We start from the raw sequence: 21,473 nt of genomic DNA on the forward strand, positions 1-21,473 counted from the left end.
CGGGGTGGCCGGCGCGATCAGCCGGCGGTCGACTCTCGATGCCCGACCTCGGCCAGCGCGGCCAGCAGCGTCTCCGGCTCCTGCGCGCCCGCGACCGCGTACTTGCCGGCCAGCACGAACGTCGGGACGCTCGTGATCCCGATTTCCCGGGCCGCGGCCAGGTCGGCGGCGACCTCCAGCACCCCCTCCGCCGAGTCGAGGTAGGCACGCGCCTCGGCCTCGTCGAGGCCGACCTCGGCGGCGATCCGGGCCAGCGCCTCGCGCGACCCCACGTTCACGCCGTCGGTGAAGTGGGCCTTGTACAGGGCGTCCACCGTCTCGGCGGCGGGCCCCCGCTCGGTGGCGTACCGGACGAGCCGGTGGGCGTCGAACGTGTTGGCCATGACCGCCCGGTCGAAGTCCAGCCGCAGCCCGGAGTCCGCGGCGACGCGGGTTACGTGGGCGAACATCTGCTCGGCCCGCTCCCGCCCGCCGAACTTCGCGGCCATCCCCTCGACCAACGGCTGGGGCGCCGGCACCGGCGACGGGTCGAGCTGGAACGGGCGGTACCGGACGGTCACCTCGCCGTCGTACGACGCGAGGGCCTGCTCCAGCCGGCGCTTGCCGATGTAGCACCAGGGGCAGACCACGTCGGCGTAGATCTCGATCTCCATGACCGGCCACAACCTCCTGGTCAACGGTTCTGTTCCCGCCTGTCACGCGCCTGCCGGGCTCAGTTCCCGGTGGCTGGCACGCGCTGGCCACCCGGCTGCGCCGCGCTTCTGGCTGCGCGGCCTCCCGGACCCGCAGCCTGCCTGCTTGCCGTCCCGCAGCCGGCCTGCTTGCCGTCCCGCAGCCGGCCTGCTTGCCGTCCCGCAGCCGGCCTGCTTGCCGTCCCGCAGCCTGCCAGCTCGCGGCCCCGCAGTCTGCCTGCTCGCCGTCCCTCAGCCTGCCTGCTCGCGGACCTGGCGCTTGAGCCGGGCCAGGATGGCGCTGCCCCCTCGCAACCGCAGCGGACTGATCGCCTGCGCGAGCCCCATCCGGTGGTAGAGGTCGTCCGGCACGGCGAGCACCTGCTCGGCGTTCGCCCCGGCCAGCCCCTCGGCGAGGATGCCGGCGAACGCGCGGGTGGTGGGCGCCTCCGGGGGGCAGTCGAACCAAGTGGTGACCGTCCCGTCCGGGGTCACCTGGGCGCGCAGGAAGAACGGCGTCTGACACTCGACGACCTGCTCCATGCCCTCCCGGCCGGCCAGCTCGGGTGGCAGTGGCGGGATGACGTCGGCGAACTCCAGCAGCATCTCCAGCACCACGTCGCGGGGCGCGGCGGCGAACTCGTCGACGATCTCGGCCAGCTTGCTGGGCATCTCCGGCATGCCGTCAGGCTACCGCCGCCCGGGCTGCCCCCTCCGCCACCCGAGCCGTCGCGGAGGGGGCAGCGAGGTTCAGCTGGTCGGGGCCTTCTCGCTGATGTCGCTCAGGGCCGAGTCCGGGTCCAGCCGCATCGCCAGGTCGCCGAGGGAGACGATGCCGACGAGTTTGCGGTCGCCGTCGCAGACCAGGACCCGGCGGATGGCGCGCTCGCGCATCAGCGCGGCGGCCTCCCCCGCGGTCGAGTGCTGCTCGATCATCACCACCTCCCGGGTGACGATCGACCCGATGGTGGTGGTGGCCGGGTCGCTGCGCTCGGCCACCGCCCGGACCACGATGTCGCGATCGGTCAACATGCCGGCGAGGCTGGCCCCGTCGGTGACCACCACGTCGCCGATGTCCGACTCCTTCATCACTCTGGCCGCCTCGTCCAGTGTGGTCTCCGCCGGCAGGTAGACCACCTGCTTCGTCATCACGTCGCTGACCCGGTAACCGGTCATGAGAGCCTCCGAATGCACCTGCGCCGATTCGGAGACCCGTACCCCGTGACGCCGTCGCTACACCAGGGCACCGCACCCGGCCAGGGGGGCTCGGCCGTGAGGCCATGTCGGCGACATGGCGGTATCCGAGGGCCGGGGATGCCGCCATGTCGCCGACATGGAGTGGATCAAGCTCCGATCGCGCGGATTTCGCAGCGGATACCGCTCGCCTTGGCGAGTCTCCCGTCGCCGGTCACGAGCGGACAGGTCAGGGCTTCCGCCGCAGCGACGTACGCCGCGTCGTAAGCGCTGACATTGCCGCGCAACTGCCACATCCTGTCGAGCAGTGTCGTGGTGTTGATTTCGTCGATGACGAACAAGGGCAGGGTCTGGATGGCTTCCTGAGCCCGAGCGAGCCCCAGCTTGTTGCCGAGGACCTTGCCCCGGATCACCGACATGACCTCGATCAGAAGGTGGCCGGGGGCGGCCCAGTGCGAGTCTGCCGTCAGCTCCGCTCTTGCCGCATCGCCGATCGGACCGTCATCGACCAGGGCGTCGGCCAGGACCGAGGCATCTACCACGATCACGCCGCATGTCCCCGAGGCCCGCGCCGCTTCCGCTGATCGGTCAGGTTGCCCGCGCTTTCTCCCGGGAGGGAGTGGGCCCCGTCCGACCGGCCGGCGAAACGATCGAGGATCGCCGTGTTGCGCAGGCGGCGGGCCTGCGTCTCCACCAGCTCCAGCAGGTACGCCTGGAGCGACTGGCCGCGCGCCTTGGCCTCGGCGGCCAGCGCGTCCCGTACCTCCTCCGGCACGTCACGGATCTGCAGGGCAACCATGCATTCATTATGCATGCGCGGGTGCTTGGGTACTCAGGCTATTTCTTGCCCGCTCATCGGTTGTTGACCGACGGAAGATCTGGTCTGGGTAGACCGCCAGCTCCCAGCGACGGAGCGTTGATGGTCGTACACTTGTACTAGTGAGTCCTCAGGTTGCCCGATACGGTTCGGTCAACCGACAACACGCAGACATCGTTGCGGCGGCCCGCGTCAGACGCCGCTAGGCTCGGCAGCGAAGGAGGTGCCCATGGCGACAGTGCATGATGTTGCGGCTGCCGTAATCGAACGACTCGGCAGCATGACGGCAATGAAGCTGGAAAAGCTCGTGTACTACTGCCAGGGGTGGCACCTCGCTCGCCATGGCTCATCGATCTTCGATGAAACCATCGAGGCTTGGCGGCAGGGGCCGGTCGTGCCGGTCCTCTACAAGCAGCATCGTCGCCGCTACAACGTGGACTCCTGGCCCCTCGGGTCGTCCGCCAACCTGACCAAGAGCGAACTGGCCTCAGTCGAGTGGGTTGTCGCAGAGTATGGGCCGTTCTCTGCGATCGAGTTGTCGCGTATGACGCACAATGAGCTGCCCTGGCGGGCGGCGAGGGGCCCATTGCCCGAGTCCGCCGCCTCGGATGCAGCCATAAGTGTCGATATCATGAGGGACTATTATTCCCGTCAGATCGCCGAGCCTGAAGCGGCTGTGACGCTGGCGAGTGCGAGCGCGGCCCTTGAGGGCGTGGAGTTCGACGAGGACTGGGAGAATCACCTCCGGGACGTCGCAGCGGGGCTCGTGAGCCCGGAGGATCTGATCGCCCGAGAAATCTCCCGGATCACGGGTGCCTGATCCCTACTGCTGGCCGGGCACGGATTGCCTCCAGAACAAGCTCGGGATCATGGACTCCCGTCTGCTGTTCGAGGTCGAGGCGCGCCTCGTATCCGTTCGTGACGTGCAGATTGCCCGGTCCACCATCCCAGGGGACTATGGCCTTGCGCACCTCCAACGATTCCACAAGGTGTTGTTTGGTGACGTCTACGCCTGGGCGGGGCAGACGCGGACCGTCGACATAAGCAAGGGTGTTCTTTTCTGCCACTGGCGGTTCATCGAGGATCAGCTGTCCGCCGTGCTTCGCTCCCTCGCGCGTGACGGGCATCTGGTCGGATTCAATCAAGAGTCTTTCGTGGAGGCTCTCGCGTATTACTACGGCGAGTTGAACGTGTGTCACCCGTTCAGAGAAGGGAACGGTCGCACCGTGCGAGCGTTCTTCCGCCAGCTCGGTGCGGCAGCGGGATACCAACTGGACTGGTCGGAATTGAGCAAGGCGGAGAATATCGAAGCCTGCCGCAACCATCTGACGACGACGGACACCAGCCTGCTTGTCGCGGCACTCCGACCGGTTGTGCGTAGGTAGGCACTGCTGGCGCTTGTGAGTCAGGGCTCGCAGGAAGGCGCTGTTACGCCGACACCCTCGTATTGGATCTCTACGGTGTAGGCAGGGCGTCGGCCTTCCCACATCGACCCGTCTATTGTCAGGAGAAAACGTAGTGGCCTGCCCTCTAGCATCTTGCTGCCACACAGTTGGTTGACGCTGACCATCTGCCAGCCGTTTGCCTGGCCGGTCCGACGGTAGAAATCGTAGACATCCGATAGGGCTTGTGTTTGCTCGGGGTATGCATAGATCGCATATGCGCCGCCGATGTGAGCGCTGTCAACGATGCCAGTGCAGGGTTGAGCATGTTCGGCAAAGACCTGGGTCATGTTCGGTGGTACCTGAGTTATCAGGGGGTCCTTTGCGAGTCGAGCAGCGAAGGATTCTTCGGTTGCTTGGCACGCCGGCCCCGTTTCTGGCACCAATAAGGGTCCTTTGAATGACAGGGCCAGCGCGACGGCGATGATTCCTGGGGGAATGGCGCCCACTGCCATCAAGCAAAGCGCCTTTACCACTTTGCTCAGCACGTAACCCTCGCCTTCCAGCAGCACTGCACCAGCCGCCGGTCGAGACCTTTAACCCGCAGCGGTTTCACAGGCTCGACCTGGATGAGGGCAGCCGTGGTTTCTGTCACCGCCGTTTTGGCGTGCTTGATGAAGGTGCGCCAGGTATGGGGGGTGAAGGCGAGTACCGGGCCGGCAGGTCCTTGCTGTCGCGTACGCCGACGACACCCGGCAGGTTGTCGGCCACCCCGACGCAATCGCCCTGGGTGCCGCTGCGGGTGGACTTACGCCAGTTTGCGCCGATCAGCTCCACGGCGCCATCACTCCTTCCAGCTTTCGATCGCGGGCCCGCCGGCCCGCCGAGGCGGACAGCCGCCCGCTCGGGCCGGCGGTTCACGCGAAGTTGCCGAGAGCCTGGCGAGCAGTCGCCGAACGGATCCGGCGACGACTCCTCAACGCCTTCTCCTCGCCCTGCTACTACCACCAGCGCGCACGCACTGCACCGGTCAACCTGGCGACGAACAGCGCAAGCCCAGCGATCCCACTACAGCGGTCAACACCGGCATCACGTTATTTGACAAGGTCAGGGGCGCTTGGCGTACTCGATGAAGGCGCGCCAGGTGTCAGGGGTGAAGGTGAGCACGGGGCCGGTCGGGTCCTTGCTGTCCCGTACGCCGACGACGCCGCGCAGGTCGTCGGCCACCTCGACGCAGTCGCCCTGCGTGCCGCTGCGCGTGGACTTGCGCCAGGTAGCGCCGATCAGCTCCATGACAACATCACTTCCTTCATCAGCTCGATCGACTGTCTGCGAGACAGTGCCTCGCTGCGGACGCTTTCCCACCGCGACAGCAGGATAGCCACATCCTCATCCTTGTCGAGCACCTCGCCGCCGAGCTGATGCTCCAGGTGGCCGACCCAACCGCCGTCGCCACCCCGAGCCAGGGCGAAGGGGCCGACCAGCCCGACGTGCAAGCTGACCGAGGTGGGCACGATGTGGATATGGATGTGCGGACGCTCGGCGCACTCGATGAGGTGCGTGATCTGCTCCGTCATGATTCCTCGGAAGCCCTCGTCAGCACGACGGAGAACGGCCTCCTCGATCACCGCGACGTACTTCGGGTGATCGGGGCCGACGAGAATCGACTGCCTGTCCATCCGAACCGCAAGCCGCTTCTCCACCTCGCCGTCGCTGATCATGTCGTCGGTGCGGATCATCGCGCGGGCGTAGTTCTCGGTCTGTAGCAGCCCCGGAACGAGCGTGGGCTGATAGCAGCGGATCTGCTGCGCCTGCCGCTCGGCGTCCAGCCATGGTCGGAACCAGCTCGGTTGGCGGTCCCGTTCCGCCATCTTGAGCAGCGATATCAGCAGGCCGCCCGTGTTCAGGACCTCGTCCGCCCGCTTCAGGAAATGGCGATCGACTGCTCGTTGCCCCAACTCCAATGCGGACACCTGGGAGCCCGAGAAGTGAACGAGTTTCCCGAAATCCTCCTGGCTGAGCCCGGCGTTCTGGCGTAGCCGGCGCAGTTGTGCCCGGATCAGCTCGACGGTCTCACCTTCCACGCTTCCTCCACGATTCTTCCGGCGCTTTCCACGGCCGCTCGGGGCGCACGAAACAGCCGACCGGACCCTCTCCAGCCCGGCCCTCAATGCCTTCCGACAGTAGTGCCGTCCTCAGCAGACTGTTACACGACGGGCCGCCTCCCGTCCGGCCCGTTCGGGGCCGTGCGCGAATCCATTCCCCCGGTACGCGCACGGCCCCGTCCCCATTGCTGAAGGAGTTCGAGATGCGCAACCCGCTGCGCCTGTTCCGGTGCCGCACGGCCGTGCCGCCGCCACCGCTGCCCCGCCGGGTCCGGGGCGACAATCTGCCGGACTGGATGCGCGAGCAGACCCGGATCCTGCCGACAACGGACGCCGGGCGCCCCGGCCGGCTGACCCGGGCTCAGGAGTGGCGGGCCAACGGAGGGCGCTGGTGATCGCGGGGCGTCTTCCGGTGCCCCGCCTCGGGCCGTATCCGGACCGGCCGCGGGCGTACCCGCCGGGCCACCCGCCGCACCTGCCGCTGCGTCCGCTGTGGGTGTGCCGGGCCTGCGGGTCGCCGTGGCCGTGCGCGGAGGCGCGGTTGCTGCTCCGCGTCGAGTACGACGGCAGCCCCGTCGACCTGGCGATCTACCTTTCCGGGCTGTACCACGAGGCCACGCACGACCTGTTCCGGCTGAACCCGTACGACGGCCCGACCCCGCGCGAGCTGTTCGACCGCTTCGTCGCCTGGGGCCCGTACCGGAAAGGGGCGGCCGACCGATGACCGCGGCGGTGCCGCGAAAGGGGCGGCCCACCCACCGGTGGCCGCCCCTCTGCCGCGCGACGCCGGCCGGGTCAGCGCACCTCGGCCTTCACGTACGCCGCCCACTGCTTGGCGAAGTCGTCGTACGACACGCCGAGAACCTCTTGCGTGACGTCCTGGATCTTCTTGCCCCGGTAGTGCTCGATGACCAACTGGAAGAGCTTCTGCTCGCCGTACCGTTCCGCGATGAAGCTCATCGTCGAGTGGGCGAGCCAGTAGTGGTAGCTCCCGCGCCCCGCCATGTTCCACAGGCCGTTGCTCGGCAGGGGCAGGTCGTAGTTGAGGGAGCGGAGCACCGCCTTGCCCGAGGCCGCGCGTTCGCTGGCGGTGAAGGGCTGCTGTCCGTAGCCCAGGTACTCGGCGAACCCCTCGACCACCCAGTGCTCCCGGCCGTCGAGGGACGTCGCCCCCGGGCCGTGGTCGGCGAAGTTGTTCATGAGCGCGTGGGCCAGCTCGTGCCGGAACAGCACCGCCGGGGACTCCTGCGCGCCCGCGCCGAAGAAGGACCGGTCCGTGACGTCGACCAGCACGCGGCTGCCCCCGACGTCCGGTCCCTCGTCGTCGTCGACCGCCGACGCGGGCGGGAAACCGAGGGCCATCCCGGACTCGCTGGTCGGCGCCTCCTTCCTCGTCTGGTAGAGCGCGCCCAGCTCCTTCTTCCCCTTCACCAGGCTGATGACGAAGCCCTGCGGGAACTCGCCGGTCACCCCGCCGGCCCGTACGGCGTCGAGGACCTCGGCGGCGGCCCGCTCGGCCGCGGGCGCGTACCGCTGCGCCTCCGCCCGCAGCGACGCGTCGACGATCAGCACCGTGTGCGGCGTCTTCTCCACGTGGATGTCCTGCCACCTGTCCCAGGGCGCCGGGTAGTAGCTCATCTCCGTCTGCTTGAAGCCCTGCGGGACGTGCCCGGCCTCGGTGATCTTCAGTGGGGCGCCCTTGCCGGTACGGACGACGGTCCAGGTGTACATCTCGCCGACCGCCGCGCGGTCGTACTCGAACCTGTGGTTGAACGACACCGTCAGCTCGAAGCTGTGCCCCGCCCCGAAGGGCTTGAACTCGCCCTTGCGCAGCCGCACGAAACTGGCCTCGGCCAGCGGGACCTTGCTCAGATTCTGGAACAGGGTGGTCTGCTGGGCGACCAGCTTCTTGTCGGCCGGGTCGAACGGGGCCAGGAACGCCTTCAGGTCCCGCTCCTTGAGTGCCCTGGTGTGCTCGGCGAGCAGGGCCTCGATCTCCGCGGGCCGGACCGGGCCGTCCCGCTCGTCCAGCGCCTGCGCCGAGCTGCCGTTCTGCCGGTCGAAGTAGGCCTTCAGCCCGAACGCCGACCCGGCGCAGAGCGCCAGGACCACCACCACGGCCGTGAGAGAGACCCAGAGCCAGCGCTTCGACCTCTTGGCCGGAGGCGGCGGACCGTACGGCCCCGCGGGGCCGACGTGCGCGGGCGGCGGGTAGGACCCCGGGCCGTACGGGCCCGCGGGCGAAGGTGTCGCCGGCCCGGCGGGCGGTGGCGCCGGTGAGCCGTACGGCGGGGGTGCCGGCGTCGGGTACGGCCCGGGCGGGGTGGGCGGCGGCGGCCCCCACGCTCCCGGCACCGGTTGACCCGGCGGGGGCGGGACAGGCGCGGAGGGCGGTCCCTCGGTCATGTCGGATCCTCGCTGGTGTTCGTCGGACCGGGGAGGCATCCACGGGCGACCGCCGATGCGTGACCCCCGGACGGGATCCGCGACATTATTTCCGGAGCCCCGCGGCCTTTTCTGCCCCGGGCCGGTACGTCGGCCCGCGCGGGCGGTGCCAGACTGGGCGCCGCGGGGCGATCCGAGGACGCGGGAGGGACGCAGTGCGCTGGCGCAGCTTCGTGGCGGTGGGCGACAGCTTCACCGAGGGCATGGACGACGCGTACCCGGACGGCACCTACCGCGGCTGGGCGGACCTGGTCGCCACCCGGCTGGCCGCTGAGGCGGGCCCCGACTTCCGGTACGCGAACCTGGCCATCCGGGGTCGTCTCTTCCCCAACGTCGTCGCCGAGCAGGTGCCGGCCGCCCTGGCGATGAAGCCGGACCTGATCAGCTTCGCCGCGGGCGGCAACGACGTGCTGCGCCGCACCTTCGATCCGCACGCCCTGGTCGCCCGCTTCGACGACGTCGTCGCCGAACTCCGCTCCACCGGCGCCGACGTGCTGCTGTTCCGGTTCGCCGACGTGATGGCCCGGCTGCCCGGCCAGCGGCTGGTCGCCCCCCGGGTCGCGCTGCTCAACACGGCGGTCGGGGAGACCGCCGAGCGGCACGGGGCGATCCTCGTCGACCTGTACGCCGACGACACCTACCTGAACCCGATGCTGTGGAGCACGGACCGGCTGCACCTGTCGCCGGCCGGGCACCGGCGGGTCGCCGGGCAGGTGCTGGCCGCGCTCGGGGTCGGCTGCGACGAGGAGTGGCTGATGGTCCCGCCGTACCCCGCCCCGACGCCCTGGCTGGCCGCCCGCGCCGCGGACCTGCGCTGGGCGGGGCGGCACCTGATGCCGTGGATCAGGCGCCGGCTGACGGGACGTTCGTCGGGCGACACCGTCACCGCCAAGCGCCCCGAACTGGGCCCCCTCACGGACTGACCCACCGCCGGGAGGCGTGAATTATCAGTCGCCGAACACTTGGCCCTTCCCGATAGCATCGGGACCCCCGTCGATATGCCACGGGGTAATCGGGGAAAGGTGGATGAGGGATGACCCTCAGACCTGGCGGCGTGAAGCTGGCCGGGAAGAGCGGCCGGGCGATGCTGGCCGCCGTACTGTCCATGGTGGTTGGCGCGGGACGGGCGCGTTCCGGTTCACCTCCGAGCTGCCGGACACGGTGGAGTTCGTCTACCGGCTCAACGACGGGCCGGAGCAGACCGTCGCGGTGACCGACGGGACGGCGGCCGACCTGACCATCACCCCGGACCGGGGCTTCCGGAACACCCTCGCGGTGCGCAGCCGGTCGTCGTCCGGGCAGTTGTCGCCGGAGGCGGTCTTCACCTTCGTGGTGAGCCAACGGCCCGGAGGTGACCGTCCCGGCCGGCGCGGACGGCACCGCCTCGGTCACCCTGACCCCCACCGAGGCGCGTTGGTACCCGATCTCCGTGTACGCGGTGGACGCGGCGGGCAACAGGTCGGACTACGCCTATCACTGGTTCGTCGTGCGGGGCTGACGGCCGACCCAGGACCGGCCCACCATCCCACGTACGGGTGGTGGGCCGGTCCGGTTCGCCGGCCGGTCTCCGTGAGCCGGCGTACCTTGGGGATCATGGCTGTGCCGAGTGACCCGAACCCCCGCCTCCAGTCGTACGCCGACCCGCGGCGGCTGGTCACCACCGAATGGCTCGCCGAGCACCTGGGCGACGCGGGCCTGGTCGTGATCGAGTCCGACGAGGACGTGCTGCTCTACGACACCGGGCACATCCCGGGCGCCGTGAAGGTCGACTGGCACACGGAGCTGAACGACCAGGTCACCCGCGACTACCTGGACGGCCCCGCCTTCGCCGAGCTGTGCGCCGCGAAGGGCATCGGCCGGGACGACACCGTCGTCTTCTACGGCGACAACTTCAACTGGTGGGCCGCGTACGCCCTCTGGGTCTTCTCCCTGTTCGGCCACCCCGACGTGCGGCTGCTCGACGGCGGCCGGCAGAAGTGGGTGGCCGAGGGGCGGGAGCTGACCCGGGAGCGGCCCACCCGGCCCCGCGCCCAGTATCCGGTGCCGGTGCGCGACGACGCGCCGATCCGCGCGTACCGGGAGCAGGTGATGGCGCATGTCGCCGCCGGCCGGCCGCTGGTCGACGTGCGGTCGCCGGGCGAGTACACCGGCGAGATGCTGCACATGCCGGACTATCCGCAGGAGGGCGCGCTGCGCGGCGGGCACATCCCGGGCGCGGTGAACAAGCCGTGGAAGTCCGCGGCCAACGACGACGGCACCTTCAGGTCGCCGGACGAGCTGCGCGCCATCTACGCCGACCAGCTCGGGCTGAGCCCGGACGACGACGTGATCGCGTACTGCCGGATCGGGGAGCGGTCCAGCCACACCTGGTTCGTGCTGCGGCACCTGCTCGGCTGGCCGCAGGTGCGCAACTACGACGGCTCGTGGACCGAGTGGGGCAACCTGGTCCGGGCGCCGGTGGCGAAGGGCGACCAGCCGGGCGGCCTCAGCAGCTGACTCGGCCGCTGCGGACCCCGGCGGCCGGGCGGAGGGCGCGCCAGCCGAGGACCGTGGCCAGGGCGAACGTCGCCGCGGCGGCCCAGCCGACCGGCGCCACCCCGTACGCGCGGCCGGCGAGCCCGACCAGCGCCAGCGCCTGCCCGGCGAGCACCAGGCGCAGCACGGGCAGCGTGCCGTACCGGGCGGCGAGGCGGCCGGCCCCGAGCGCGCCGGCCAGCCCGCCGAGCACCACCCCGGCCAGGAACACCCCGTACGCCTCCTCGGGTACGCGGAGCACGTCCAGGGCGTAGAGCACCAGCACCGCCATCAGCCCGCTGATCGCCAGGTTCGTGAGTGCCGCGAGTCCGGTGACCCGCCCCACCACCCGGTCCCGCCGGCACCCAGCGCACCCCGACCCACGCCTCCCGCCACACCGCCCCCCACCGCTCCGCGATCTTGCACTTTCGGCCCTTGTTCTGTCCTGTTTCGAGTTTGTCGGGGCCGTAACTGCAAGATCGCGGGAGGGATGGGGTGAGGGCGAGGGCGAAAAGGGCCGCAGCGGCGAAGGTCAGCGCGTCGAGGGCGAAGGGGAGGGGCGGGGCGGTCGTGAGGACGGGTGGGCTGGTCAGGGTCGAGCGGCACGGGCCGAGGGGCGGGCCGGGGCCAGCGCGTCCCGCCCGGACGGGGAATCGGGGCAGGCGCGCGTCGGGGATCACCGGTACGGTGAGCGCCGGCATCGGACCCGGGAGCAGACAGCGTGGACCGCACCTTCCAGGTCGACCTCCGCGGCGTGGTCGACCTGCTCAGTCACCATCTCTACGGCAGCCCGCGGGTCTACGTCCGCGAGCTGATGCAGAACGCGCTGGACGCGATCACCGCGCGTCGGGCCGCCGAGCCGGACGCCCCGGGGCTGGTCCGGATCGAGCCGCCCGAGCTGACCGGCGACGGCACGCTGCGGGTGCACGACACGGGCATCGGGCTCACCGAGGCGCAGGTGCACGAGCTGCTGGCCACCATCGGACGCAGCTCGAAGCGCGACGACCTCGGCTTCTCCCGCCACGAGTTCCTCGGGCAGTTCGGCATCGGGCTGCTCTCCTGCTTCCTGGTCGCCGACGAGATCCGGGTGGTCACCCGGCACGCCGACCAGCCCACCGTGCTCTGGACGGGCCACTCCGACGGCCGGTACTCCGTGGCGCTCGCCGCGGCCGGCGAGCAGCGGCCGGAGCCGGGCACGACGGTGATCCTCGTGCCGCGGCGCGACGCCGACCAGTGGTTCGCCACCGCGACCGTCACCGAGCTGGCCCGGCTCTACGGGTCGCTGCTGCCGGTGACCGTCCGGGTGGGCGACGTGGTGACCACCGCCGGCGACCCGCCATGGCCCACCACCCCGGGCGCGCCGGTCGACCGTCCGGCCCTGGTCCGGTACGCCCGCCAGGCCCTCGGCGTCGACCCGTTCGACGTGGTGCCGCTGTCCGTGCCCGAGGCGGGGCTGACCGGGGTCGCCTTCATCCTGCCGACCCCGGTGAACCCGGCCGTCCGCGCCGGCCACCGGGTCCACCTCAAGCGGATGCTGCTCACCGAGCACGCCGACGGGCTGCTGCCCGACTGGGCGTTCTTCGCCCACTGCGTCGTGGACGCCACCGAGCTGCGGCCCACCGCCAGCCGCGAGGCGCTCTACGAGGACAGCCTGCTCACCGCCACCCGGGACGCCCTGGGCGAGCAGGTACGCGGCTGGCTGGTCCGGCTGGCCCGGCACGACCCGCGCCGGCTGGCCGAGTTCCTCCAGGTGCACCACCTCGGCGTCAAGGCGCTCGCCCTGCACGACGACGAGATGCTCCGCCTCGTCGACCAGTGGTGGCCGATGGACACCAACGTCGGCACGCTCACGCTGGCCGAGTTCCGGCAGCGGCACGGCCTGGTCCGCTACGCCGCCAGCCTGGACGAGTTCCGCCAGCTCGCGGCCGTCGCCGCCGCGCAGGACCTGGCCGTGGTCAACGCCGGCTACACGTACGACACCGAGCTGATCGAACGGCTGCCCAGCGTGGACCGGTCGGTGCTGATCGAACGGCTGGAGCCCAGCGACGTCACCACCCGCTTCGACGGCCTGGAGCCGCAGGTCGAGCTGGCCCTCCGGCCGTTCCTCGCCGGGGCGCAGCGGGCCCTGGAACGGCTCGGCTGCGAGGTGGTGGTCCGGGCGTACGATCCGGTATCGCTGCCCGCCCTCTACCTGGTCAGCCGGTCGGCGGCGTTCCACGACCAGCTCGCCGCGAGCCGGGACCGGGCCGACGAGCTGTGGGGCGGGGTGCTCGACGCGCTGGCCGCGTCGGCCCCGCCGGACCGGCCGCAGCTGGTGCTCAACCACCGTAACCCGCTGGTCCGCCGGGTCACCACGCTCGACGACCCGGACCTGGTCGCGCTCGCGGTCGAGGCGCTGTACGGGCAGGCCCTGCTGCTCGGGCACCACCCCATCCGCGCGGCCGACGCCGCGCTGTTGAACAGTTCCTTCCTCGGCCTGCTCGGCCGGGCCGTGCCGGGACGGGAGGTCGGGCAGTGAGCGACGACGAACTGTGGCGGATGCTGCACGAGGTCAGCGCCATGCCGTTCGGGGCCGGGCAGGTGGCGGCCGTGGAGCAGCTGCTGCGCCGGGCCGACGCCGGCGACGACCGGCACCTCGCCTTCGCCGCCCGGATGCAGGCCACCACCGCGTACGTCTACGGCGGGGAGCGGGCCAAGTCGTTCGTCACCTTCTCCTGGTGCCTGGCGGAGTTCGACCGCGACCCGCAGCCGTACCACCGGCGCTACAGCCACCAGCTGCTCTGGCACTTCAAGTACATGGTCAACGCCATGCTGAAGTTCCCGGAGCTGCCGCTGGACCGCACGTACGCGGTGCTCGACGACATGGAGCGCCGCTACCGGGACTCCGGGCACAGCCTGCAGGCCGTGTACAAGCACCGGTACCGGGTCGCCGACCACGTGGGTGACGCCGAGGCGGCCGAGCGGTGGTACCGGCTGTGGCTGACCACCCCGCGCGACGAGCTGTCCGACTGCGCCGGCTGCGACCCGAGCACCCAGGTCGCCCACCTCGGTGACGTCGGCCGCCACGAGGAGGCGGTGGCGCTGGCCGAGCCGGTCCTCGCCGGCCGGCTGACCTGCGCCGAACAGCCGCAGGCGATCCTCACCGCGCTGCTCGTGCCGTACCTGCGCACCGGCCGCCACGACGCGGCCCGGGACGCGCACCGGGAGGCGTACCGGCGGCTGCGCGGCAACCTCTCCGACCTGTGGGACATCGGCGACCACGTCGAGTTCTGCACGCTGACCGGCAACGAGGCCCGGGCGGTCGAGATCGTCGAGCGGCACCTGGACTGGCTGGACCGGGCACCCACCCCGGCCGCCGCGATGCACTTCGCGGCCACCGCCTCCGCCGCGCTGCGGGCGGCGGCCGAGACCGGCGACGTCGTGCTGCACCGCCGAGCCTCCGGCGACCGGCCGGCGGGCGAGGTGTCCGCCGACGCGCTCGCCGCCGAGCTGGCCGAGGCCGCGACCGCGCTGGCCGCCCGCTTCGACGCCCGCAACGGCTCGTCGCGCCAGTCGGAGTGGATCGCCCGTCGGCTGGCCGTCCGGCCCACCGGGGAGCACCTGCCGCTGTCGGCCAGCCTGCGCCGCCGTCCCGCCCCGCCGGGTGGCCCCGCCCGGGTGCCGGCCCAGGCGGCCGCTCCGGCCGTCGAGGTGACCGTTCCGGCCGAAGCCACCGCCGACGAGCTGCTCGACCTGGCCGAGGAGTGCCTGCGTACCCACCGCCGCGACGGGCTCGTGGCCGCCCTCGCCGCGTACGACGAGCGGTTCGGCGGGGCCGAGCTGCCGCCCCGGACGGCGGCCCGCCGGCTGGAGCTGCGCTCGGGCGAGCTGACCCAGGCCGACGGCCCGGAGGCGGCGCGGGCGGCGAACCGGGCGGCGCTGGCCGCGTACCGGGAACTGTCGGACCCGGTCCGGGAGCAGGCGGTCGCGGGCCGGCTCGGGGTGCTGCTCTGCATGGACGCTGAGGATCCCGAGGAGGGGCTGTCGCTGGCCCGGGGGGCCGTCGACTTCTTCGACGGGCACGGCGACGTCCGGGAGCGGGCCTCCGCGTACGACCGGCTCGCCCTGGCGCTGGTGCACCTGGGCCGTTGGGAGGAGGCGCTCGCCGCCGTCGACCGGGCGGCGGGCGAGGCGGACGTCGACCCGTGGCTGGCCGCCCGGGTGGCGGTGCACCGCGCCCACATTCTGGAGGAGCTCGACCGGCCCGAGGAGTTCCGGGCGGCGGCCGAGCTCGCCCTCCGGTCGGCCCGCGAGGTCGGGGTCGGCGAGCTGGTCGCGGACGCCGCCCTGGCGTACGCCAGGGCGGTGGACGACCCGGCCGAGATGGTGGCCGCCTGCGACGGGGCGCTTCCGCACGCCCCGGCGGAGAGTCGCCTGCCGGTGCGGGTGTTCCGGGCGAGGGCGCTGCTGGCCGCCGACCGCGCGGCCGAGGCGGTGGACGACTTCGTCGAGGCGGTGACCCTCTGCGTGGAGCAGGGCGCCGACGGGGATGCCCTGCTGCGCTGGGAGCTGGCGAACGCGTACCGGGTGGCCGGGCGGCCCGCCGAGGCCGCCGAGGTGGCCGAGGAGGCGGTGCTCGGGCTGGACCGGCTCGGCGCGCAGGCCGAGGCCGACCGGTGCCGGCACCTGCTGGCCGGGATCTACGTCGACCTGGGTGAGCTGGACCCGGCGCTCGCCCTGCTGGAGCAGCTGGCCCGCAACCTCGACGGCCCCGACAACCTGCCGCACCGGGCGCAGGTGCTGGAGGAGGCCGGCGACCTGCTCTACGACGTCGACCGGGACGCGCTGGCCGCGCAGCGGTTCGCCGAGGCGGCGGTCGCGTACCGGCTGGCCGGGGCGGCGGTCGACGAGCTGCGCGCCCGACGCCGGGAGGCCGACGCGCTGTCCTGGTCCGGTGACGTGCCGGCGGCGGTACGCGCGGTTGAGGTGCTGGACGGGCTCGCCGCCGCGTTCACCGGGCAGCCGGAGGAACCGCCCGTGGTGACGTACGAGGTGGCGCTCGCGACCGAGGTCGCGGCCCGGGTGTTGGCCGGCGACGGGCGCCCCGACGAGGCGCTGGACCGGCTGGCCGGGGTGCCGGCGCGGTTGCGGTCGATCGAGGCGTTCGGGGAGGCGGCGCGGGTGGAGCTGCTCACCGGCGAGCTGCTGGCGCGCGCGGGTCGGCTCGGGGAGGCCGAGCGGCTGCTGCGCGAGGTGCTCGGCGGGCTGCCGTCGGGTTTCCGACCGGCGGCCCGGGCCGCGTGGTTGCTGGCCGGTGTGCTGGACGAGCTGGGCCGCCCCGACGACGCGGCGGCGGTGCGCGAGGAGCACGGCCTGACGGCCGACGGGGACTGAGCCCGTACGCAGGAGCATGGCCCGACGGCCGACGAGGATGGAGCTCGCGCACAGGAGCATGGCCTGACGGCCGACGGGGCGGCGTCCCGTGTGACGATCGACCCGGTAACCGAGCATCCACCCCGACCCGGCGCGGGTCTACGCTTGCCCGGTGACGGTGGAACAACAGGCGCGAGGAACGGCGGGCAGCGGACGGCGACGGTCCCGGCGGGACGAGATCCTGGAGATCGCGGTCGGACTGTTCGCCGCGCGGGGCTACCACGGGGTGTCGATGGACGACATCGGGGCCGCGGCCGGCGTGACCGGGCCCGCCCTCTACCACCACTTCGCGGGCAAGGAGGCCATGCTGGCCGCCGCCCTGATCCCGGTCAGCGAGGGACTGCTCGCGGGCGGCCGGGAGCGGGCCGCCGGCCACCCGGACGACCCGCGCGGCGCGCTGGAGTCGCTGATCGACTTCCACGTCGACTTCGCGCTGGCCAACCCGGCCGTGATCGCCCTGCACCTGCACGAGCTGGACCGGCTGCCCGAAGAGCCGCGCCGGCGCATCCGCCGGCTCCAGCGGCTGTACGTCGAGGAGTGGGTGACCGTGCTGACCGCGCTGCACCCGGCTCTGCCCGACGGCGAGGCGCGGGTGCTGGCGCACGCCGCGTTCGGTCTGATGAACTCGACCCCGTTCCTCGGTGGTGAGGTCGACCGGCGGCGCCGGGCCGCGCTGCTGCGCGCCGCCACGCTGGCCGCCCTGCTCGCCGAGACGGACGCCTGAGCCGAAACATCCCAACGGGGCCCTGACCCGCCGCTGCCGACCCATGGGTAGCGACGCGGTCATGGTTGCCCACATCCGTCCCCACCCCTGGACGTGGAGGAGAACATGATCGAGTCGCTGCTGGTCGCCAACCGGGGCGAGATCGCCCGCCGGATCATCCGTACCGCGAGGCGGCTCGGTGTCCGCGCGATCGCGGTGCACTCGGAGGCCGACGCCGGCCTGCCGTTCGTGACCGAGGCCGACGAGGCGGTCTGCGTCGGCCCGGCCAACCCGGCGCAGAGCTACCGCAACGTCGAGGCGATCCTCGCCGCCGCCGAGTCCACCGGCGCGCGGGCCGTCCACCCCGGGTACGGCTTCCTGTCGGAGAACGCCGAGTTCGCCCGTACGGTCGAGGCCAGTGGGCTGATCTGGGTGGGGCCCGGCGCGGACGCGATCAGCGCGATGGGCGACAAGATCAACGCCCGGAACCTGATGGCGGCGGCCGGCGTGCCGGTCGCGCCCGGGACCACCGACCCGGCCGCCGACCTGGACGCGGCCGTCACCGCCGCCGCCGAGATCGGGTACCCGGTGATGGTCAAGGCCGCGGCCGGCGGCGGCGGCATGGGCATGGGCGTGGCGAACGACGAGGCCGCGCTGCGCACCGAGTACGACAAGGTGCGCTCCTTCGCCGAGCGCATGTTCGGCGACGGCTCGGTGTTGATCGAGCGGTACTTCCCCCGGGTGCGTCACGTCGAGGTGCAGATCCTCGGCCTGGCCGACGGCCGGGTGGTGGCCCTCGGCGAGCGGGAGTGCTCGGTGCAGCGGCGTAACCAGAAGCTGGTCGAGGAGTCGCCGTCCCCGGCGGTCTCCCCCGAGCTGCGGGCGCGGATCCTGGCCGCCGCGGTACGGGCCGGGGAGGCGGTCGGCTACCGCAACGCGGGCACGGTGGAGTGTCTGCTGGTCCCGCGCCGGCGGGACTCCGAGAGCGACGGCTCCGGCTCCGAGGAGTTCTTCTTCCTGGAGATGAACACGCGGCTGCAGGTCGAGCACCCGGTGACCGAGCTGGTCTACGGCGTCGACCTGGTGGAGGAGCAGCTCCGGGTGGCCGCCGGCCTCGCCCCGACCTTCGACCCGGACGCGCTCGCGCCGCGCGGGCACGCCATCGAGCTGCGGATCAACGCCGAGGACCCGAAGCGGTTCCTGCCCGGCCCCGGCGTGATCACGACGTGGAACGAGCCGGCCGGCGAGGGCGTACGGGTCGACTCCGGGTACGTCGCCGGCAACACGGTCACCCCGTTCTACGACAGCCTGATGGCCAAGCTGATCGTCAGCGGCAAGGACCGCGCCGAGGCCGTCGAGCGGGCGAGGGCGGCGGTGGCCGGTTTCGGGATCGCCGGCCCGAAGAACAACCTCCCCTTCTTCGCCGAACTGCTCACGAACGACGAGTTCCTCTCGGGCGACTACGACACGGGCATCGTGTCCCGCATGCGCTGACGCCTTCGCCGGCCCCCGTCGATCATGGGGTTGGCGGCGGTGCTTGTCCTTTTTGTCGCCGCCAACCCCATGATCGACCCCGGCGTGGATGCGGGACCGCCGGGCCGGGTGGGAGGCTGGAGTGACCAGCCAAGCACAGCACTGCGTCACAGTGAGGTGGCCACTTATGACGGAATTGCCGGACTTCGTGTCCATTCGGGAGGTCGGCCCGCGCGACGGGCTCCAGAACGAGGACCCGATCCCCACCGACGCCAAGGTGCGGCTGCTCGACGCGCTTTCCGGCACGGGCGTACGGCGGATCGAGGCGGTCTCGTTCGTGCACCCGAAGGCGATCCCGCAGATGGCCGACGCCGACGAGGTGTGGCGGCGGGCGGCGAGGGCGGACGGCGTCCGCTACTCGGCGCTGGTGCCGAACACCCGGGGCGCGCAGCGGGCGCTCGCCGCCGGGTTCACCGAGATCGAGGTGGTGGTGTCGGCCAGCGACACGCACAACCGGCGCAACGTCAACCGGTCCACGGCCGAGTCGCTGGACGACATCGCGGAGCTGATCGACCTGCTGCACGGCGCGGGCGCCCGCGCGGAGGTGATCGTGGCGACCAGCTTCGGCTGCCCGTACGAGGGGGACGTCGACCCGCGGCGGGTCGCGGGCATCGTCGACCGCGTCGTCCGCGACGGCGCCGACCGGGTCGCGTTCGGCGACACCACGGGCATGGGCACGCCGCGCCGGGTCCGCGAGCTGATCACGGCGGTACGCGACCGCAACGCGCACGTTCCGGTGCTGCTGCACTTCCACAACACCCGGGGCACCGCGCTGGCGAACCTCCTCACCGCCCTGGAGTTGGGGATCACCGAGTTCGACGCCAGCGTCGGTGGCCTGGGCGGCTGCCCGTACGCCCCGGGTGCCAGCGGCAACCTGGCGACGGAGGAGGCGGTGCACATGCTGCACGACATGGGCGTCGACACCGGCATCGACCTCGACGCCCTGATCGAGGCGGCCGAGCTGGCCGAGGACCTGGTCGGTAAGAGGCTCCCCTCCGGCGTGCTGCGGGCCGGCCCCCGTACCCGCCTGACCCCTCTGCCGGCGTAGGCGCCACCTCTCGCCGGCACGCGCCTCCATGCGCTAGCCTAACGATCGTTCAGGTCACTTGCCGCGCGGCCCACGGGGGCGGCGCGGCCGGGTCAGGCGGCGAGGGAGTCGGCGTGACGCTCGACGGTGAGGCACTGGAGCAGCTGCGCAAGCGGGCCCGGGCCGGCGGTGCGGACAAGTACCACGCGGCGAACGCCGCCAAGGGCAAGCTCTTCGCCCGCGAGCGGGTGGCGCTGCTGGTCGACGAGGGCTCGTTCGTCGAGGACGGCCTGTACGCGAACGCGATGGCCGAGGGGCTGCCCGCCGACGGCGTCGTCACCGGCACCGCCACGATCGACGGCCGCCCCGTCTGCCTGATGGCCAACGACTCCACCGTGAAGGCCGGGAGCTGGGGCGCCCGCACGGTCGAGAAGATCATCCGGATCATCGAGCGCGCGTACACGACAAGCGTGCCGATGGTCTACCTGGTCGACTCGGCCGGCGCGCGGATCACCGACCAGGTCGAGCTGTTCCCCGGCCGGCGCGGCGCCGGGAAGATCTTCTGGAACCAGGTCCGCGCCTCCGGCTCGATCCCGCAGGTCTGCGCGCTGTTCGGCCCGAGCGCCGCCGGCGGGGCGTACATCCCGGCGTTCTGCGACGTGGTGGCCATGGTGGACGGCAACGCCAGCATGTACCTCGGCTCCGACCGGATGGTCGAGATGGTCACCGGCGAGAAGACCACCCTGGAGGCGATGGGCGGGGCCAAGGTGCACTGCGCCGAGTCCGGCGTCGGGCACTTCCTCTGCAAGACCGAGGCCGAGGCGCTGGACGTGGTCAGGCGCTACCTGTCGTACCTGCCGGCGAACTGGACCCAGCAGCCGCCCACGGCGCCCGCGATCGAAGCGCCCGAGAAGGCCGACCTGGCCGCGCTGGTCCCGGCCAGCGAGCGGCAGGCGTTCGACATGCGCCGGTACGTCAAGGGCCTGCTCGACGAGGGGTCCTTCTTCGAGATCCAGGCCCTCTGGGCCAAGGAGCTGACCATCGGCTTCGGCCGGTTGAACGGCGAGGTCGTCGGCGTGGTCGGCAACAACTCGATGTTCAAGGGCGGCGTCCTCTTCGTCGACTCGGCCGACAAGGCGACCCGCTTCGTGCAGCTCTGTGACGCGTTCAACGTGCCGCTGCTCTTCCTCTCCGACGTGCCCGGGTTCATGGTCGGCAGCGCGGTGGAGAAGCAGGGCATCATCCGGCACGGGGCCAAGATGATCACCGCGATCTCCGAGGCGACGGTGCCGAAGATCTGCGTGGTGGTCCGCAAGGCGTACGGCGCGGGCCTGTACGCGATGGCCGGCCCGGGCTTCGAGCCGGACGCCACCATCGCGCTGCCGACCGCGAAGATCGCGGTGATGGGCGCGGAGGCGGCGGTCAACGCGGTCTACGCCAACAAGATCGCGGCGATCGCCGACGAGGCCGAGCGGGCCGCCTTCGTGGCCGCGAAGCGCGAGGAGTACGAGCGCGACATCGACATCGTCCGGCTCGCCAGCGAGCTCGTCGTCGACGCGATCGTCGAGCCGCACGAGCTGCGCGCCGAGTTGGTCCGCCGGTTCGCCGTCGCCCGCACCAAGGATCGGCACTTCGCCCGGCGCCGGCACGGCGTGACCCCGGTCTGACCG

General features: G+C 71.9%; 25 protein-coding genes. 13 read left to right on the plus strand and 12 right to left on the minus strand.

Annotation, left to right across the window (positions count from 1 at the left end; genetic code table 11):
- Positions 1-17: 17 nt before the first annotated feature.
- The 5 genes from ACGFIZ_RS01075 to ACGFIZ_RS01095 all read right to left on the minus strand — a co-directional run bounded on the left by ACGFIZ_RS01075 (position 18) and on the right by ACGFIZ_RS01095 (position 2,664).
- Positions 18-653 (minus strand): DsbA family protein, encoded by a 636-nt coding sequence (locus ACGFIZ_RS01075; protein ID WP_393414228.1) that lies wholly within the window; start codon positions 651-653, stop codon positions 18-20.
- A 270-nt stretch (positions 654-923) separates the two neighbouring features.
- Complete coding sequence (locus ACGFIZ_RS01080) at positions 924-1,352, minus strand: SufE family protein (protein WP_393414231.1); 429 nt, start codon at positions 1,350-1,352, stop codon at positions 924-926.
- Positions 1,353-1,421: 69 nt separating this feature from the next.
- Positions 1,422-1,847: a CBS domain-containing protein gene (locus tag ACGFIZ_RS01085; protein ID WP_347666410.1), complete on the minus strand. Its 426-nt coding sequence runs from the start codon at positions 1,845-1,847 to the stop codon at positions 1,422-1,424.
- A 167-nt stretch (positions 1,848-2,014) separates the two neighbouring features.
- Positions 2,015-2,413: a type II toxin-antitoxin system VapC family toxin gene (locus ACGFIZ_RS01090; RefSeq protein ID WP_393414235.1), complete on the minus strand. Its 399-nt coding sequence runs from the start codon at positions 2,411-2,413 to the stop codon at positions 2,015-2,017.
- Positions 2,410-2,664, minus strand: coding sequence for a hypothetical protein (locus ACGFIZ_RS01095; RefSeq protein ID WP_393414238.1), 255 nt, complete (start codon positions 2,662-2,664; stop codon positions 2,410-2,412). The genes ACGFIZ_RS01090 and ACGFIZ_RS01095 overlap by 4 nt, the downstream gene beginning before the upstream one ends.
- 247 nt (positions 2,665-2,911) lie before the next feature.
- Here ACGFIZ_RS01095 and ACGFIZ_RS01100 point away from each other — a divergent pair, with 247 nt between their 5' ends.
- Positions 2,912-3,502: a Panacea domain-containing protein gene (locus ACGFIZ_RS01100; RefSeq protein WP_393414241.1), complete on the plus strand. Its 591-nt coding sequence runs from the start codon at positions 2,912-2,914 to the stop codon at positions 3,500-3,502.
- A 49-nt stretch (positions 3,503-3,551) separates the two neighbouring features.
- Complete coding sequence (locus tag ACGFIZ_RS01105; RefSeq protein ID WP_393414244.1) at positions 3,552-4,067, plus strand: Fic/DOC family protein; 516 nt, start codon at positions 3,552-3,554, stop codon at positions 4,065-4,067.
- 20 nt (positions 4,068-4,087) lie between these two features.
- Here the strand turns inward: ACGFIZ_RS01105 and ACGFIZ_RS01110 are convergent, their stop codons facing one another.
- From ACGFIZ_RS01110 to ACGFIZ_RS01125, 4 genes are all read right to left on the minus strand, one after another.
- Complete coding sequence (locus tag ACGFIZ_RS01110; protein ID WP_393414247.1) at positions 4,088-4,636, minus strand: hypothetical protein; 549 nt, start codon at positions 4,634-4,636, stop codon at positions 4,088-4,090.
- Between the two features lie 79 nt (positions 4,637-4,715).
- Entirely contained in the window at positions 4,716-4,901 is a 186-nt protein-coding gene (locus tag ACGFIZ_RS01115; RefSeq protein ID WP_393414250.1) for a DUF397 domain-containing protein, read from the minus strand.
- Between the two features lie 270 nt (positions 4,902-5,171).
- A complete protein-coding gene (locus tag ACGFIZ_RS01120) occupies positions 5,172-5,357 on the minus strand; it encodes a DUF397 domain-containing protein (protein WP_393414253.1) in 186 nt (61 codons plus the stop codon).
- The gene (locus tag ACGFIZ_RS01125) at positions 5,348-6,148 is read right to left on the minus strand and encodes a helix-turn-helix domain-containing protein (protein ID WP_393414256.1); all 801 of its coding nucleotides are present in this window, start codon (positions 6,146-6,148) and stop codon (positions 5,348-5,350) included. The genes ACGFIZ_RS01120 and ACGFIZ_RS01125 overlap by 10 nt, the downstream gene beginning before the upstream one ends.
- A gap of 224 nt (positions 6,149-6,372) precedes the next feature.
- On the opposite strand from ACGFIZ_RS01125, the gene ACGFIZ_RS01130 reads away from it, so the two are divergent.
- Positions 6,373-6,564 carry a hypothetical protein gene (locus ACGFIZ_RS01130; RefSeq protein ID WP_393414259.1) on the plus strand — a complete coding sequence of 64 codons (192 nt, stop codon included), beginning with the start codon at positions 6,373-6,375 and terminating at the stop codon, positions 6,562-6,564.
- Positions 6,561-6,893 (plus strand): hypothetical protein, encoded by a 333-nt coding sequence (locus ACGFIZ_RS01135; RefSeq protein WP_393414262.1) that lies wholly within the window; start codon positions 6,561-6,563, stop codon positions 6,891-6,893. Before ACGFIZ_RS01130 ends, ACGFIZ_RS01135 begins: the two co-directional genes overlap by 4 nt.
- A gap of 71 nt (positions 6,894-6,964) precedes the next feature.
- On the opposite strand, the gene ACGFIZ_RS01140 is transcribed toward ACGFIZ_RS01135, so the two are convergent.
- Positions 6,965-8,287: a hypothetical protein gene (locus ACGFIZ_RS01140; RefSeq protein WP_393414265.1), complete on the minus strand. Its 1,323-nt coding sequence runs from the start codon at positions 8,285-8,287 to the stop codon at positions 6,965-6,967.
- A 482-nt stretch (positions 8,288-8,769) separates the two neighbouring features.
- Here ACGFIZ_RS01140 and ACGFIZ_RS01145 point away from each other — a divergent pair, with 482 nt between their 5' ends.
- On the plus strand, positions 8,770-9,537 hold the full coding sequence (locus ACGFIZ_RS01145) for an SGNH/GDSL hydrolase family protein (protein WP_393414268.1): 768 nt from the start codon (positions 8,770-8,772) through the stop codon (positions 9,535-9,537).
- A 249-nt stretch (positions 9,538-9,786) separates the two neighbouring features.
- On the opposite strand, the gene ACGFIZ_RS01150 is transcribed toward ACGFIZ_RS01145, so the two are convergent.
- Positions 9,787-9,939 (minus strand): hypothetical protein, encoded by a 153-nt coding sequence (locus tag ACGFIZ_RS01150; RefSeq protein WP_393414271.1) that lies wholly within the window; start codon positions 9,937-9,939, stop codon positions 9,787-9,789.
- A gap of 26 nt (positions 9,940-9,965) precedes the next feature.
- On the opposite strand from ACGFIZ_RS01150, the gene ACGFIZ_RS01155 reads away from it, so the two are divergent.
- Together ACGFIZ_RS01155 and ACGFIZ_RS01160 are read left to right on the plus strand one after the other, a co-directional pair.
- Positions 9,966-10,112, plus strand: coding sequence for a hypothetical protein (locus ACGFIZ_RS01155; RefSeq protein WP_393414273.1), 147 nt, complete (start codon positions 9,966-9,968; stop codon positions 10,110-10,112).
- Positions 10,113-10,207: 95 nt separating this feature from the next.
- Positions 10,208-11,110 carry a sulfurtransferase gene (locus ACGFIZ_RS01160; protein ID WP_393414276.1) on the plus strand — a complete coding sequence of 301 codons (903 nt, stop codon included), beginning with the start codon at positions 10,208-10,210 and terminating at the stop codon, positions 11,108-11,110.
- Here ACGFIZ_RS01160 and ACGFIZ_RS01165 read toward each other — a convergent pair.
- Positions 11,100-11,474 carry a hypothetical protein gene (locus tag ACGFIZ_RS01165; protein WP_393414279.1) on the minus strand — a complete coding sequence of 125 codons (375 nt, stop codon included), beginning with the start codon at positions 11,472-11,474 and terminating at the stop codon, positions 11,100-11,102. The genes ACGFIZ_RS01160 and ACGFIZ_RS01165 overlap by 11 nt on opposite strands.
- 375 nt (positions 11,475-11,849) lie before the next feature.
- On the opposite strand from ACGFIZ_RS01165, the gene ACGFIZ_RS01170 reads away from it, so the two are divergent.
- The 6 genes from ACGFIZ_RS01170 to ACGFIZ_RS01195 all read left to right on the plus strand — a co-directional run bounded on the left by ACGFIZ_RS01170 (position 11,850) and on the right by ACGFIZ_RS01195 (position 21,470).
- A complete protein-coding gene (locus ACGFIZ_RS01170; RefSeq protein WP_393414282.1) occupies positions 11,850-13,646 on the plus strand; it encodes an HSP90 family protein in 1,797 nt (598 codons plus the stop codon).
- Positions 13,643-16,501, plus strand: a complete 2,859-nt coding sequence (locus tag ACGFIZ_RS01175; RefSeq protein ID WP_393414285.1) for a hypothetical protein — start codon at positions 13,643-13,645, stop codon at positions 16,499-16,501. Before ACGFIZ_RS01170 ends, ACGFIZ_RS01175 begins: the two co-directional genes overlap by 4 nt.
- A gap of 151 nt (positions 16,502-16,652) precedes the next feature.
- Positions 16,653-17,264 (plus strand): TetR/AcrR family transcriptional regulator, encoded by a 612-nt coding sequence (locus ACGFIZ_RS01180; protein WP_393414288.1) that lies wholly within the window; start codon positions 16,653-16,655, stop codon positions 17,262-17,264.
- A 105-nt stretch (positions 17,265-17,369) separates the two neighbouring features.
- Positions 17,370-18,737 (plus strand): acetyl/propionyl/methylcrotonyl-CoA carboxylase subunit alpha, encoded by a 1,368-nt coding sequence (locus ACGFIZ_RS01185; protein WP_393414291.1) that lies wholly within the window; start codon positions 17,370-17,372, stop codon positions 18,735-18,737.
- Positions 18,738-18,903: 166 nt separating this feature from the next.
- A complete protein-coding gene (locus ACGFIZ_RS01190; protein WP_393414294.1) occupies positions 18,904-19,824 on the plus strand; it encodes a hydroxymethylglutaryl-CoA lyase in 921 nt (306 codons plus the stop codon).
- Between the two features lie 113 nt (positions 19,825-19,937).
- Positions 19,938-21,470, plus strand: a complete 1,533-nt coding sequence (locus tag ACGFIZ_RS01195; RefSeq protein WP_393414297.1) for an acyl-CoA carboxylase subunit beta — start codon at positions 19,938-19,940, stop codon at positions 21,468-21,470.
- Positions 21,471-21,473 lie beyond the last annotated feature (3 nt).

The sequence above is a fragment of the Micromonospora sp. NPDC048830 genome (genome assembly GCF_043198215.1).
In the GTDB taxonomy this organism is placed as follows: Bacteria; Actinomycetota; Actinomycetes; order Mycobacteriales; family Micromonosporaceae; genus Micromonospora.